This is a genomic window from Actinocorallia longicatena (assembly GCF_039534125.1).
Taxonomy (GTDB): domain Bacteria; phylum Actinomycetota; class Actinomycetes; order Streptosporangiales; family Streptosporangiaceae; genus Actinocorallia; species Actinocorallia longicatena.
Map to the genome: position 1 here is coordinate 310188 of NZ_BAAAUV010000006.1, position 13934 is coordinate 324121.

Genomic DNA, 13934 nt, shown 5'->3' on the forward strand with positions numbered 1-13934 from the left:
GGGGGTCACCATTGGATCAGCGCCATCTCTATCTGGGAGCCGGGCCCCATGGTCATGAGAACGCCGTAGTCGCCGGGCTCGGCGATCCTCTCTTCGAGGAGGCGTTCGTAGGAGAAGAGGAACGATCCGCTGGAGACGTTCCCGTAGTCGCGCAGCACGCCCACGGTGTGCCGGACGTCGTGCCTGCTCAGGCCGAGGTTGACCACGACCGCGTCGATGACCTTCTTGCCGCCCGAGTGCACCAGCCAGTGGCCGATGTCGGAGCGGCGCAGGCCCGTCCCTGCCAGCAGCCGGTCGATGACGATCTCGGCGTGCGCTCCCACGACGTAGGGGATCTGCGGGTCGAGGAAGAAACTGAACCGGTCCTGGTCGCGGTCCCAGTCGTAGCGCATCGCGTCGAGCGCGTCGGTGATGATGTAGCTGGCGAACTTCAGGATGCGGGGCCCGACCGGCGCGATCTCGGTCGTGCCGTCGCCGTTGCCCTCCCATTCGCCGTTGACCAGCGCCAGCGCCGCGGCCCCGTCGCCGAACAGGCTGTTGACGACCGCGGTGCGCATCGTGCCGTCGAGGGCGTAGGCGGCGGAGCACGCCTCGGCGCACAGCACGATGGCCAGGTCGCCGGGGTGGGCCGCGGACCAGCCCGACACGACGCCCAGGGCGTTGAGCCCGGCGTTGCAGCCCATGCCGACGATGTCGGAGCGGCTGGTGTGCGGGTCGAGACCGAGGTCACGGATGATCAGGGCGCTGAGGCCCGGGGTCAGGAACCCCGTGGAGGTGACGCAGCACAGGTGGCGGACGTCGGAGAGCGAGGCGCCGATCGACTTCAGGCAGGCCTGCAGTGCCTGGCCGCCCATCTCGACGGCGAGCTTCTTGTGCTTGTCCAGCAGGTCGCCCTGCGGCTCGGCGACCCGGACGCCGCCGGGCCCCTCGGGCGGCAGGGTCAGGTGCCGGGTGTCGATCGCGCTGTTCAGGAAGACGGACCTGATCCGCGGGTCCTCGATCTCGAGGAGCTCCAGCAGCCGGTCCTGGGTGAAGACGTCGGCGGACGAGGCCGTCCCGACGCCCACCATCCGGGTGATCCCCTGTCCCCCGGTGAGCCCGGATAACTTCTCCGGACGGTCGATGGCCATCGTCATCGGTACATCCACCCCCATGTCCTGGGCTTGTTTCGCGTCTGCTTGACGGCACTCGCCTTGCGCATTTCCTTGCCTTCCGGGTCGGTTTCGCCGAACGAGGGGAAGCTAAGCCCGGGATTTCCCGGCCGTCAAGCAAGCGTCCAACCGCTGATTGCGGGCACCGCGGCCGGTGCGTCCCGGCGGGACGCACCGGCCCGCGATCACTTTCCGCCGGCGTTGAGGGTGACGGTCTCGGGCTTGAACGAGGCGCCCTTGGTGTCCTCGGAGCCCAGCGCGGCGAGCGCCTTGGTGATGTACTCGTTGGTGTAGGCGAGGCCCTCGGGGGCCTTGGTGATGACGGTCTTGCCGTCGGCGTTCTTGGTGCCGAGGGCGAGGTCGACGGTGCGCTTCCAGTCGGCCTCGTTGATCAGGCCGATGCCGCCGGGGGACGGCCAGATGAGCTTGTTGACCTCGTTGACCTGCCAGAGCTGGTGGCTGGCGCCGAGCTTGGAGCCCTTGGCGACGACCATGTCACGGCACTCGGCGGCGTGGTCCCGGCAGTACGTCCAGCCCTTGATCGTGCCGGTCAGGAACTTGACCGTCGTGTCCTGGTAGGCCGGGTCCTTGAGCTTCTCGGTGGAGGCCCAGACCGCGTCCTGGAGCATCGAGGTGCCGACCTCGTTCCAGTCGAGGACCTTGAAGTCCGACGGCTGGTACAGCTTCCCGGTCTTGGGGTTCTCGGCCTCGAGGAGCTGCGCGAACTCGTTGTAGGACATGGCCTGCGCGGCGTCGATGTCCTTGCGGAGCAGGGCCTGCATGTCGAACTGCTGCTGGACGAGCTTGACGTCCTTGCCGGGGTCGAGCCCCGCCTTGGTGAGGGCGGCGAACAGCTCGTACTCGTTGCCGAAGCCCCAGTTGCCGACCTTCTTGCCCTTCAGGTCGCCGGGCGCGGAGATCCCGCTGTCGGCGAAGGACACCTGGTAGGTGCCGGAGCGCTGGAAGATCTGGCCGACATCGGTGATCTGGGCGCCCTGTTCTCGGGAGGCGAGCGCCTTCGGCACCCACGACACCGCGAAGTCGGCGCGGCCCTGGGCCAGGACGGTCTGCGGCACGATGTCCACCCCGCCCTCGACGATCTCCACGTCCAGGCCCTGCTCCTTGTAGAAGCCCTTCTCGACGGCGGCGATGTATCCGGCGAACTGCGCCTGCACGAACCACTGCAGCTGGAGTTTCACCTTGACGGGACCGGACGCGGGGGTGCCGGTCTTCTTCTCTTCGTCGGCGGTGCCGCAGCCGGTGAGCAGCACGGCCGCCATGAGCAGGGAAAGGGTTCTCTTCACGGGTGGATCCTCCGGGGGTCTCTCGGTGGGGTGGGAGGACTTGGGGGTACCGCTAGACGGTCTTCCAGGGGGTGGAGAACCGTTCGATCAGGAGCGCGCAGACGTAGAAGATCAGGCCGAGGACGCAGGCCCCGACCACGAAGGCCCACGCGCGGGGGTAGGCGGTGTTGGCGGCGGCGGAGGTGATGCGGGAGCCGAGACCGTCCTGGAGACCGCCGAAGTACTCCGAGACGACCGCGGCGATGACGGCCAGCGAGGACGCCTGCCGCAGCCCGGTGAAGAAGAACGGCAGCGCACCCGGCAGCCGGACGTGCCGGTTGAACGCCCACGGCCCGGCCGCGTAGGAGTCCATGAGCTCCTGGTGCGTCGGGTCGACGCGCTGGAGCCCCCGCAGCGTGTTGAGGAAGACGGGAAAGAACACGACCAGCGCGACGACGGCTCTGCGCGGGATGCTGCTGGTCGACTCGAACATGTTGTTCAGGATCGGTGCCAGCGCGATGATCGGCAGCGCGTTCATCGCGGCGACGACCGGTGCGGAGATCTCGCCGAGCGCCCCGAACCTGGACGCCACGAGCGCGGCGGCCAGCGCGACGACCACCCCGGCGATCAGCCCGATCAGCGCGTTGGTCCCGCTGGCCAGCCCGGCCTTCCCGATGATGTCGGGATCCTCCGCCAGTTCCCGGTAGATCGCCGACGGGGCGGGCAGCACGTAGGAGGCCACGTTCCCGGCCCGCACGAACAGCTCCCAGAGCCCGAGCGCGGTCAGCCCGACGACGACGGGCGCGAGGACCTTCACTTCTCCGCCCGCACGGCCGGGGCGGACTCGGCGGGGCCCGCCTGTTCCGGCACCGCCGCCGCGGGGCCGCGCAGCGCCTGCCGGACCGCGGTCACGTACCCGAAGTACTCCGGTGCCTGCCGGACGGCCTCGGTGCGCTCCCCGAGATCGACGTCGATGACGTCGGTGATCCGTCCCGGCCGGGCCGACATGACCGCGACCCTGCCGGACAGGAACACCGCCTCGTCGATGGAGTGGGTGACGAACACGACCGTGGTCCCGGTCGCCGCGCAGATCCGCAGCAGCTCGCCCTGGAGGCGCTCCCTGGTCATCTCGTCCAGGGCCCCGAACGGCTCGTCCATGAGCAGCAGCGGCGGCGCGTCCGCCAGCGCCCTGGCGATCGACACCCGCTGCTGCATCCCGCCGGAGAGCTGTGCCGGATAGTGCGAGGCGAACTCGCTCAGCCCGACCAGCTCCAGCATCTCTGCCGCGCGGGCGTGCCGCTCCGAGCGTCCCGTCCCGCGCAGTTCCAGCGGCAGTTCCACGTTGCGCCGCACGGTCCGCCAGTCGAACAGTCCGGCCTTCTGGAACACCATCCCGTAGTCGCGGTCGCGCCGGGCCCTCGCCGCGGGCTTCCCCGCGACGGTCACCGTGCCCGAGCTGGGCGGCACGAGATCGGCGATCAGCCGCAGCAGCGTGCTCTTGCCGCAGCCCGAGGGCCCGATGAGGGAGACGAACTCCCCCGCGGCGACGGTCAGGTCCGCCGCGGCCACGGCCGTCACCTCGCCGGCCCGACCCGGGTTGAACACCTTGGTCACCCCGGACAACTCGATCATGTGCGGATCTCCTTGATCAGCAGACGCTGCGCGAGCGTCAGAACCCCGGTCACGGCCAGCCCGAGCAGGGCCGCGCCGAGCATCGCCGTGTAGACCTTCGCCGGGTCGGTGGTCGCCTCCCGCGAGTACTCGATGACCAGCCGGCCGATGCCGCCGCGCGTCCCGGTGGAGATCTCCCCCACCACGGCGCCGACGACGGCCGCCGCCCCCGCCAGCTTCAGCGCGGGGAACAGGTAGGGCAGCGAGGCCGGCATCCGCAGCTTGACAAGGGTCTTCCACCAGCCGGCCGAGTAGCTGTCCATCAGCTCGACGGCCTCCGCGGACGGCGACTGGAGCCCGCGCAGCATCCCGACCGCGACCGGGAAGAACGCCAGATAGGCCGCGATGACGGAGACCGTCGCCCACTGCGGCATGAGCTGCCCGCCCCAGCCCGCGATGACCGGCGCGAGCGCGACCAGCGGAACGGTCTGCGACAGCACCACGTAGGGCAGCAGTCCCCGCTCGGCGAAGGAGGACCGCTCCATCAGGACCGCCAGCGCCAGCCCGACCAGGGCCCCGGCGGCGAACCCCGCCGAGACGATCCCGAGGGTCGTCAGGCAGGCTTTGACCAGCACCTCCCAGATCGGCGCCCCGCCGTTGAGCTCGGGTTCGCCGAGCCGGTGCAGCACCGTCCACAGGTGCGGCATGGCCGCGTCGTCGGCGCGCGGCAGCACCCGGACCCCGCCGACGGACGTCCCGTCGGCGGATCCGATCGCCTTGTACAGCTCCCAGGCCCCGGCGGCCGACGCCACCAGGGCCAGGGAGCCCGCGGTCCGCTTCACCAAGAAGAGACCACCGGGATGACGTGCTCGCCGTACGCGGCGAGGGTGTGCTCCTTGTCGTCGTGCTGGAGGTAGACCGCGAACTGGTCGACGCCCAGGTCGCGCAGCTCCCGCAGCCGGGCCAGATGGTTCTCCACCGGGCCGAGCAGGCAGAACCGGTCGACGATGTCGTCGGGCACGAAGTCGGTGTGGGTGTTGCCCGCCCGGCCGTGCTCGGCGTAGTCGTAGCCCTGCCGGCCCTTGATGTAGTCGGTGAGGGCCTGCGGGACCGCCGATCCGTCGCCGCCGTACCGGTCGACGATGTCGGCGATGTGGTTGCCGACCATGCCGCCGAACCAGCGGGTCTGGTCGCGCTGGTGGGCCAGGTCGTCGCCGACGTAGGCGGGGGCGGCGACACAGAACGTGATGGCGTCGGGGTCGCGTCCGGCCTTCTCCGCCGACGCCCGGACGGCCGCGATCGTCCAGGCGACGATGTCGGGGTCGGCGAGCTGGAGGATGAAGCCGTCGCCGACCTCACCGGTCAGGGCGAGGGCGCGCGGCCCGTACGCCGCGACCCACACCTCGAGCTCCGAGCCCTCCGCGACCCACGGGAAGTGGATCTCCCGGCCGCGGACGTCCGCGACCCGGCCCGCGGCCAGCTCGCGGATGGCCGTCACGCACTCGCCGAGCTCCTTGATGGTGGTCGGCTTGAGCCCGAGGGTGCGCAGCGCGGAGTCGCCGCGGCCGATGCCGCAGACCGTCCTGTTGCCGTACATCTCGTTGAGCGTGGCGAAGGCCGACGCCGTCACGGTCCAGTCGCGGGTGCCGGGGTTGGTGACCATCGGCCCGACGATCACCCGTTCGGTCCGGTCCAGGATCTGGCTGTAGATGACGAACGGTTCCTGCCACAGCAGGTGGGAGTCGAAGCTCCACACGTGGCTGAACCCCGCCCGCTCGGCCTTGACCGACAGGTCGACCACCGCGGAGGCGGGCGGGTCCAGCTGGAATACGACGCCGATGTCCATGGGCGTCCCCCCTAAACCAGATAGGAGGACAGGTCGCGCTTGAGGAAGCGGCCGTGTCCGGGCTTGCCGTGGTACTTGCCGTCCTGGAGCAGGACGGTCCCGCGGCTGATGACGGTGTCGACCTTTCCGGCGATCTCGTAACCCTCGTAGGCGGAGTGGTCCATGTTCATGTGGTGGGTGTCGACGCTGATCCGGGTGGTGCCGTCCGGGTCGTACACGACGATGTCGGCGTCGGAGCCGACCGCGATCGCGCCCTTGCGCGGGTAGAGGCCGAACATTCGGGCCGGAGTGGTGGAGATGGTCTCCACCCAGCGTTCGAGCGAGATCTTCTTGTCGACGACGCCCTGGTAGAGCAGGTCGACCCGGTGCTCGACCCCGCCGATCCCGTTGGGGATCTTGGAGAAGTCGCCGACGCCCAGTTCCTTCTGGTCCTTGAAGCAGAAGGGGCAGTGGTCGGTCGAGACGATCGACAGGTCGTTGGTCTTCAGGCCCCGCCACAGGTCCCGGCCGTGGCTCTCGTGCTTGGAGCGCAGCGGCGTCGAGCAGACCCACTTGGCGCCCTCGAAACCCGGCGCGCCGAGCTGGTCCTCGAGCGTCAGGTAGAGGTACTGCGGGCAGGTCTCGGCGAAGACGTTGCGGCCCGCGTCGCGGGCCTCGGCGACCTTGGCGAGGGCGCCGCTGGCCGACAGGTGGACGATGTAGAGCGGCGTGTCCCTGGCGACCTCGGCCAGCGAGATCGCCCGGCTGGTGGCCTCGGTCTCCAGGGCGGCCGGGCGGGTGATGCCGTGATAGATCGGATCGGTCTCGCCGCGTTCCAGCGCCTGGGCCACCAGGACGTCGATGGCCGGGCCGTTCTCGGCGTGCATCATGATCATCGCGCCGTTGTCGCGGGCCTTCTGCATGGCGCGCAGGATCTGGCCGTCGTCGCTGTAGAAGACGCCCGGGTAGGCCATGAACAGCTTGAAGCTGGTGATGCCCTCGTCGTTGACGAGGGTGTCCATGGCCTTGAGGGCGTCCGCGTCGACGCCGCCGAGGATCTGGTGGAAGGCGTAGTCGATGTGGCAGTTGCCCTCGGCCTTGGCGTGCCAGGCGGCGAGCCCGTCGAAGACCGACTCGCCGGTGCGCTGGACCGAGAAGTCGATGATCGTGGTGGTGCCGCCCCAGGCGGCGGCGGCAGTCCCGGTCTCGAAGGTGTCGCTGGCGGCGGTGCCGCCGAAGGGCAGCTCCATGTGCGTGTGGGCGTCGATGCCGCCGGGGATGACGTACTTCCCGGACGCGTCGATGACCGTGTCCGCGTCCTGCGTCAGGCCCGGTGCCGTCAGGGCGACGATCTTCTCCTGGTCCACCAGGACGTCGGCGACGAAGGTCCCCGACGGACCCACAACCGTCCCGTTCTTCACGAGAAGGGTCATACGTATGCCTCCTTATCGGAAAGTCAGGGTGCGGTCAGGTCGCCGTAGGCGTCGGGACGGCGGTCGCGGTAGAACTGCCAGCGGTCGCGGACGGTCTCCAGCAGGCTCATGTCGAGATCCCGGATGACGAGTTCGGGGTCGTGGGTGTCGGCCACGTCCCCCACGAACTTGCCCTCGGGGTCCACGAAGTAGGTCTGGCCGTAGAAGTCGTTGTCACCGAGGTCCTCGATGCCGACCCGGTTGATCGCGCCGATGAAGTACTCGTTGGCGACCGCGGAGGCGGGCTGCTCGAGCTGCCACAGGTAGGAACTGAGCCCGCGCGAGGTCGCCGACGGGTTGAACACGATGCGCGCGCCGTTGAGGCCGAGCGCCCGCCAGCCCTCGGGGAAGTGCCGGTCGTAGCAGATGTAGACGCCGATCTTCCCGACGGCGGTGTCGAACACCGGGTAGCCGAGGTTCCCCGGCCGGAAGTAGAACTTCTCCCAGAACCCCTTCACCTGCGGGATGTGGTTCTTGCGGTACTTGCCCAGGTAGGAACCGTCGGCGTCGACGACGGCCGCGGTGTTGTAGAGCACCCCGGGCTGCTCCTGCTCGTACATCGGCAGGACCATGACCATGCCGAGTTCGGCCGCGAGGGCCTGGAACCGCTCGGTGGTCGGGCCGGGCACGGACTCGGCGTACTCGTAGTACTCCGGGTCCTGGACCTGGCAGAAGTAGGGGCCGTAGAACAGCTCCTGGAAACAGATGACCTTCGCGCCCTGGGCCGCCGCCTGCCTGGCGTAGTCCTCGTGGGCCTTGATCATCGATTCCTTGTCGCCCGTCCAGGTCGTCTGGACCAGGGCCGCGCGGATGACTTCGGACATCACGCTCCCCTCCTTCAGTAGATCTAGCGGTATACCCGTGCCCGCAACGGTTCGGACGTTAGCGGCCGGAAGGGGACAGCCTTGTTACGCCCACGTTCAGAGATCGTTACGGATCCTTGCCCAACGTGTCCGGCCGCGCGTCCTGCGTGGTCGCGTCCTCTTCGCCACCGGTGCGCCCGGCCCCCGGAGGGACCGGGCGCCGGGATCAGGCGGCGGGGAAGCGGTCCCAGACGCGGTGCCGCGCCAGGAGGCCGGTGATCTGTTCCCAGACGAGCCGGGGCTCGTCCGCCAGGACCACGCCGGCGGAGCCCGCGGGGATCCCGGCCGCCTCGATCGCCGCGGAGGCGTTCGCCCAGCCGCCGATCGCCTTGGCGTGCCGGAAGGCCTCGGCCAGCATCAGCCGCACGCGCGGGTCGACGGCGGTTCCCGCGATGCCCGCCTTGGCGTCACGGGCCCCCTTCGCGTCGTCGCCCGGGGCCGGTGCCCCGGCGACGAGCAGGGCGTCGAACTCCACGGAGCGGGCGTTGGCGAAGGTCCGCTGGGCCTCGATCTCCTCGGCCCCGTCTCCGGAGAGCGGGGCGCCGTTCGGGGCGATGACCAGGGGCACCATGCCGCCGTCCAGGATCGCGCGGCGGACCGTGCGCAGGGCGTTCAGGTCGCTCCCGGGCCCGGCGACGATCCCGATGACCCGGCCGGCGACCGGCCATTCGCCGCCGAGCTGCGACAGGGCGGGGCTGGGCTCGACCTCGGCGAGCGGCACGGACGGGCCGGGCGCCGGCAGTCCGAGGCCCGCGGCGACCTCCTGGCACAGGACCGGGTCGATGTTGGCCAGGACGCCCAGGTTGCGCTCCCTGATGGCCGGCTCCCAGACCTTGGACAGCTCGAAGGTGTAGGCGGCGATCACGTGCTCCCGCTCGGCCGGGGTGAGGCTGAGCCAGAACCGGCGGGCATGGCTGAAGTGGTCGTCGAACGAGGCCGGGGCCTCCCGGACCTTGTGCGCCGCCGGGATCGCCACGGGCGCCTCGGTGTAGCCGCCCTCGGCCGCTCCGGCGAAGAACGGGCAGCCCCCGTCGAGGGAGTTGGGCTTGTAGGGCGCGGCTCCGGAGTGGACGGCGGTCTGGTGCATGCCGTCGCGGAGCATGTCGTTGACGGGCGCGTGGGTGCGGTTGATCGGGAGCTGGGCGAAGTTCGGGCCGCCCAGCCGGCTGATCTGGGTGTCGAGATAGGAGAACAGGCGCCCCGTCAGCAGCGGGTCGTCGGTGATGTCGATGCCCGGCACCAGGTGGCCGGGGTGGAAGGCGACCTGCTCGGTCTCGGCGAAGTAGTTCAGCGGGTTGGCGTTCAGCGTCATCAGGCCGACCGGCTGCACCGGTGCCAGTTCCTCGGGGACGAGCTTGGTCGGGTCGAGCAGGTCGACGCCCTCGAACATCTGGTCGGGGGTGTCGGGGAAGACCTGGACGCCCAGCTCCCACTGCGGGAACGCGCCGGCCTCGATGGCGTCGGCCAGGTCCCGGCGGTGGAAGTCGGGATCCATGCCGTTGATCAGCTGGGCCTCCTCCCACACCAGCGAGTGGACGCCCGCCCTGGGCTTCCAGTGCCACTTGACCAGGCTCGTCCCGCCGTCGGCGTCGACCAGCCGGAAGGTGTGGATGCCGAAGCCCTCCATCGTCCGGTAGGAGCGCGGGATGCCCCGGTCGGACATGTTCCAGATCGTGTGGTGCGTGGCCTCGGTGTGCAGGGACACGAAGTCCCAGAACGTGTCGTGCGCGCTCTGGGCCTGCGGGATCTCCCGGTCCGGATGCGGCTTGCCCGCGTGGATGACGTCGGGGAACTTGATCGCGTCCTGGATGAAGAAGACCGGGATGTTGTTGCCCACCAGGTCGAACACGCCCTCGTCGGTGTAGAACTTCGTCGCGAACCCGCGGGTGTCGCGGACGGTGTCCGCCGAGCCGCGCGAGCCCAGCACCGTGGAGAACCGCACGAACACCGGCGTCTCGACGTCCTTGCCGAGGAAGGCCGCCCGGGTGACCGCCGAGGCCGTCCCGTATCCCTTGAAGACGCCGTGGGCGGCGGCGCCACGGGCGTGAACCACCCGCTCCGGAATCCGTTCATGATCGAAATGCGTGATCTTCTCGCGCAGATGATGGTCCTGGAGCAGCACCGGCCCCCGGGCCCCCGCCTTCAGCGAGTGGTCGGAGTCCCGCACCCGCAGCCCCTGCGCCGTCGTCAGGAACTCCCCGCCCTGCCCGTTGGCCTCCGGCGGGATCCCGTCCCTCCGCCCCGTCGGCGTCCTGGGCTCCGGCCCGCGCTGGTCGGGCTTGGGCGGCAGCGGACCCGCCGGTTCGGTGGGCTCACCGACCGCCGGGCTCCGGCTTCCGGGACGTCCGGGGATCTCCACCTCGGCACCGTGCTCCGTCAACGCCTCCACCACGGCCTTCACCCGATTCTTCTCAGCCACAGCCCCTCCTCAGGAAAAATAGCCACTTACATGACTACTTATAGTAGTTGTGTGAACACGATCGGTTTGTGCCCGGGTCTGCGCCCCTACCCAGCGAGCCGCCCCTCTCACCTCGGGCGCCCACTTCGTCCCGGCCCGGTCAGAGGGCGGGGGTCCGCCGATCGGTGACCAGGTTCGGCCCGCCGGCCGCTGCGGAATGGATGTTGACAAAGGGCCGGGAGTGAACGGATCCTGTGCCCGTGACTCAGGTCACAGGCACCCGGCGCGAGGGTGTCCCCCACGGTCCTCGCGTCGAAAGGCACCCCCATGCCCGTGTCCGCATCCCCCTGGCAGCCGTCCAGACGCCAGATCCTCGGCGGAGCCCTCGGCTCTCTCGTCGGGGTGGCCGTCCTCCCCCATTCCGCCCGCGCCGCCGCGGCGGCCACCTATGACGTCGTCGTGGTCGGGTCGGGTGCGGCCGGGATGACGGCGGCGCTGACCGCCGCGAAGCGGGGTCTGTCGGTGCTCGTGGTCGAGAAGGCCGCCAAGTTCGGCGGGTCCGCGGCGCGGTCCGGCGCAGGGATCTGGCTGCCGAACAACTCGGTGATCCTGGCCGCCGGGGTGCCGGACACCCCGGCCAAGGCCGCCACCTACCTCGACGCCGTCGTCGGGAGCGGAGTCCCGGCCGACCGGAAGGCCGCGTTCCTGGCCAAGGGCCCCGAGATGCTGGACTTCGTCATGGCGAACAGCCCGTCGCGGTTCATCTGGATGGAGGGTTACTCCGACTACTACCCGGAGAAGGCCGGCGGGCTGCCGGGCGGCCGGTCGATCGAGCCGAAGATGTTCGACGGGAACCTGCTCGGCGCCGAGAAGGCCAACCTCAACCCCGCCTACATCCCGACTCCGAGCGGAGTGACGATCTACAGCCACGAGTACCGGTGGCTGAACATCGTCGCCGTCAGCGCCACGGGGGCGGCCGTGTCGGCGCAGACCGTCGCGCGGTGGACCCAGGCCAAGCTCGAGGGTAAGGACCCCATGACGATGGGCCAGGCGCTCGCGGGCGGGCTGCGGGTCGGGCTGATGCAGGCGAACGTCCCGGTATGGCTGAGCAGCCCGCTCACCGCGCTCCTCCACGACGCCTCGGGCCGGGTCACCGGCGTGACGGTCACCAGGAACGGCGCCGCGACGACCGTCAACGCCACCCGGGGCGTCATCGTGTGCTCCGGCGGATTCGAGCACAACGCCGCGATGCGCTCCACCTACCAGCAGCATCCCATCGGCACCGCCTGGACGGTCGGCGCCTCCTCCAACACCGGCGACGGCATCCTCGCCGGGATCGCGGCCGGAGCGAAGGTCTCCCTGATGGAGGACTCCTGGTGGGGACCGGCCATCCCGCTGCCCGACGAGCCCTACTTCTGCCTCGCCGAGCGCACCCTGCCCGGCGGCTTCATCGTCAACCAGCAGGGCAGGAGGTTCGTGAACGAGGCCGCCCCCTACAGCGACGTCGTCCACGTCATGTACGAGAAGAACGGCACGGCCCCCGACATCCCGTCGTGGCTGATCATCGACCAGAACTACCGCAACCGCTACCTGTTCAAGGACCTCGCGCCGACCTTCCCCTTCCCCGACTCCTGGTACGCCTCGGGCGCCCTCAAGAAGGCCTGGACGATCCCCGAGCTCGCCGACCAGATCGGTGTCCCCCGCTCCAACTTCTGGAACACCTACACCCGGTTCAACTGGTTCGCCACGACCGGCAAGGACACCGACTTCAAGCGCGGCGACTCCGTCTACGACCACTACTTCACCGACCCGGGCATCAAGCCGAACTCCTGCCTGGCCCCGCTGCTCGTCCCGCCCTTCTACGCCTTCAAGATCGTTCCGGGGGACCTGGGCACCAAGGGCGGCATGGAGACCGACGCCCGCGCCCGCGTCCTCAACGGCGCGGGCCAGGTCATCCCCGGCCTCTACGCCGCGGGCAACTGCTCCAGCGCCGTCATGGGCCACAGCTACGCCGGCGCCGGCTCCACCATCGGCCCCGCGATGACCTTCGGCTACATCGCCGCCAAGGACATCTGAGCCGCCCGTCCCGGAGGCCGGATCCCGGCCTCCGGGACGTTCAGGACAGGCCGGCCGCGGGGAGGGCGTCCCAGCCGCGGGTGAAGGGGGAGCTGATCCGCCGGGCGGCGGCCAGGTCGACACCGGCGGACGGATGGCGCAGGTAGAGCTCCTCCAGGGCGACCCGGGCCTGGAGCCTGGCCAGATGGGAGCCGATGCAGAAGTGCGGGCCCGTGGCGAAGCCGAGATGGCGGGGGATCCTCCGGGTGATGTCGAGGACGTCCGCGGTGGGGCCGAACTCGCGGGGATCGCGGTTGGCGGAGCCGTAGAGCATGAGGACCTTCTCGCCCTCGGGGATCTCGGTGCCGTGGATCGTGACCGGCCGCGTGGTCGTGCGCGCCAGCGCCTGGACCGATCCCTCCACACGGAGGAACTCCGTCAGGGCGGCGGGGATGAGGCCGAGGTCCGCGACCAGCCGGGCGCGCTGGTCGGGGTACTGGTCGAGGAGCGTGACGGCGTGCGAGATGAGGTTGCCGGTGGTGTCGTTGCCGCCCGCGACCATGACGAAGCAGAAGCCGAGGATGTCCCAGTCGGTGAGGCGGTCACCGTCGATCTCCGCGGCGGCCAGGGCCGAGATCATGTCGTCGGTGGGCTCCTCGCGGCGGGCGGTGATGAGGGAGCCGAAGTAGGCGAACATCTCCGCGACGGCCGCCACGCCCGGCTCGTCGTCGAGGTCGAGGCCCTCGTCCTGGATGGTGACCAGGGCGGCCACCCACGGGTCGAACCTCGCCCGGTCGGCCTCCGGGACGCCCAGCAGATGGGCCAGGGCGAAGGTGGGGATCGGCGAGGCGAAGTCGCGGTGCAGGTCGGCGGTCTCCCCGTCGGCCGTCTTGCGCTCCATCAGGGCCAGCCGGTCCCGGACGAAGCCGCGCAGCAGGTCCTCCAGCGCGGCGACCCGGCGCGGGGTGAACCCGGCGCTGATCAGCCGGCGCAGCTGGGTGTGGCGGGGCGGGTCGAGCATCACCATCGTCGGGGCCAGGCCGAGCGCCTCGATCTCGTTGGGAAGGAAGGTCAGTCCCTGCGCGGAGGAGAAGGTCTCCGGGTCGCGGACGGCCTGCCAGATGTCCTCGAACCGGGACAGCGCCCAGTAGTGCGGCCTCGGGTGCCGGTGGACCGGGTCGTGGTCGCGCAGCTCGCGGTAGGCCGGGTAGGGGTCGGCCTGGAACGCCGGGTCGAACGGGTCGTAGAGCACGGGGGCGCCTCTCGTTCTAACGGG

11 protein-coding genes are annotated in these 13934 nt (G+C 70.2%); 1 reads left to right on the top strand and 10 read right to left on the bottom strand.

Annotated elements, in window-relative coordinates:
* Positions 1-5: 5 nt before the first annotated feature.
* From dpgA to ABD785_RS14920, 9 genes are all read right to left on the bottom strand, one after another.
* Positions 6-1136, bottom strand: coding sequence for a 3,5-dihydroxyphenylacetyl-CoA synthase DpgA (dpgA, locus tag ABD785_RS14880; RefSeq protein WP_344828056.1), 1131 nt, complete (start codon positions 1134-1136; stop codon positions 6-8).
* Between the two features lie 200 nt (positions 1137-1336).
* Positions 1337-2455, bottom strand: coding sequence for an ABC transporter substrate-binding protein (locus tag ABD785_RS14885; RefSeq protein WP_344828060.1), 1119 nt, complete (start codon positions 2453-2455; stop codon positions 1337-1339).
* Positions 2456-2507: 52 nt separating this feature from the next.
* Entirely contained in the window at positions 2508-3251 is a 744-nt protein-coding gene (locus ABD785_RS14890; protein WP_344828065.1) for an ABC transporter permease, read from the bottom strand.
* Complete coding sequence (locus ABD785_RS14895; RefSeq protein WP_344828069.1) at positions 3248-4066, bottom strand: ABC transporter ATP-binding protein; 819 nt, start codon at positions 4064-4066, stop codon at positions 3248-3250. The genes ABD785_RS14890 and ABD785_RS14895 overlap by 4 nt, the downstream gene beginning before the upstream one ends.
* Positions 4063-4887, bottom strand: coding sequence for an ABC transporter permease (locus tag ABD785_RS14900; protein WP_344828527.1), 825 nt, complete (start codon positions 4885-4887; stop codon positions 4063-4065). Before ABD785_RS14900 ends, ABD785_RS14895 begins: the two co-directional genes overlap by 4 nt.
* Positions 4884-5891, bottom strand: coding sequence for a TIGR03842 family LLM class F420-dependent oxidoreductase (locus tag ABD785_RS14905; protein ID WP_344828072.1), 1008 nt, complete (start codon positions 5889-5891; stop codon positions 4884-4886). The genes ABD785_RS14900 and ABD785_RS14905 overlap by 4 nt, the downstream gene beginning before the upstream one ends.
* Positions 5892-5902: 11 nt before the next feature.
* A complete protein-coding gene (gene hydA, locus ABD785_RS14910) occupies positions 5903-7303 on the bottom strand; it encodes a dihydropyrimidinase (protein WP_344828076.1) in 1401 nt (466 codons plus the stop codon).
* 23 nt (positions 7304-7326) lie between these two features.
* On the bottom strand, positions 7327-8166 hold the full coding sequence (locus ABD785_RS14915; RefSeq protein ID WP_344828080.1) for a nitrilase-related carbon-nitrogen hydrolase: 840 nt from the start codon (positions 8164-8166) through the stop codon (positions 7327-7329).
* 205 nt (positions 8167-8371) lie between these two features.
* On the bottom strand, positions 8372-10432 hold the full coding sequence (locus tag ABD785_RS14920; RefSeq protein ID WP_486303546.1) for a catalase: 2061 nt from the start codon (positions 10430-10432) through the stop codon (positions 8372-8374).
* A 498-nt stretch (positions 10433-10930) separates the two neighbouring features.
* On the opposite strand from ABD785_RS14920, the gene kstD reads away from it, so the two are divergent.
* A complete protein-coding gene (gene kstD / locus ABD785_RS14925; protein ID WP_344828088.1) occupies positions 10931-12679 on the top strand; it encodes a 3-oxosteroid 1-dehydrogenase in 1749 nt (582 codons plus the stop codon).
* Between the two features lie 40 nt (positions 12680-12719).
* Here the strand turns inward: kstD and ABD785_RS14930 are convergent, their stop codons facing one another.
* Positions 12720-13910 (bottom strand): cytochrome P450, encoded by a 1191-nt coding sequence (locus ABD785_RS14930; RefSeq protein WP_344828091.1) that lies wholly within the window; start codon positions 13908-13910, stop codon positions 12720-12722.
* Between the last annotated feature and the right edge of the window lie 24 nt (positions 13911-13934).

Excerpts from the sequence above, each read along its gene's own strand:
- dpgA (WP_344828056.1), bottom strand. The coding sequence starts at position 1,136 with ATGACGATGGCCATCGACCGTCCGGAGAAGTTATCCGGGCTCACCGGG.
- kstD (WP_344828088.1), top strand. The coding sequence starts at position 10,931 with ATGCCCGTGTCCGCATCCCCCTGGCAGCCGTCCAGACGCCAGATCCTC.
- ABD785_RS14905 (WP_344828072.1), bottom strand. The coding sequence starts at position 5,891 with ATGGACATCGGCGTCGTATTCCAGCTGGACCCGCCCGCCTCCGCGGTG.
- hydA (WP_344828076.1), bottom strand. The coding sequence starts at position 7,303 with ATGACCCTTCTCGTGAAGAACGGGACGGTTGTGGGTCCGTCGGGGACC.
- ABD785_RS14895 (WP_344828069.1), bottom strand. The coding sequence starts at position 4,066 with ATGATCGAGTTGTCCGGGGTGACCAAGGTGTTCAACCCGGGTCGGGCC.
- ABD785_RS14915 (WP_344828080.1), bottom strand. The coding sequence starts at position 8,166 with ATGTCCGAAGTCATCCGCGCGGCCCTGGTCCAGACGACCTGGACGGGC.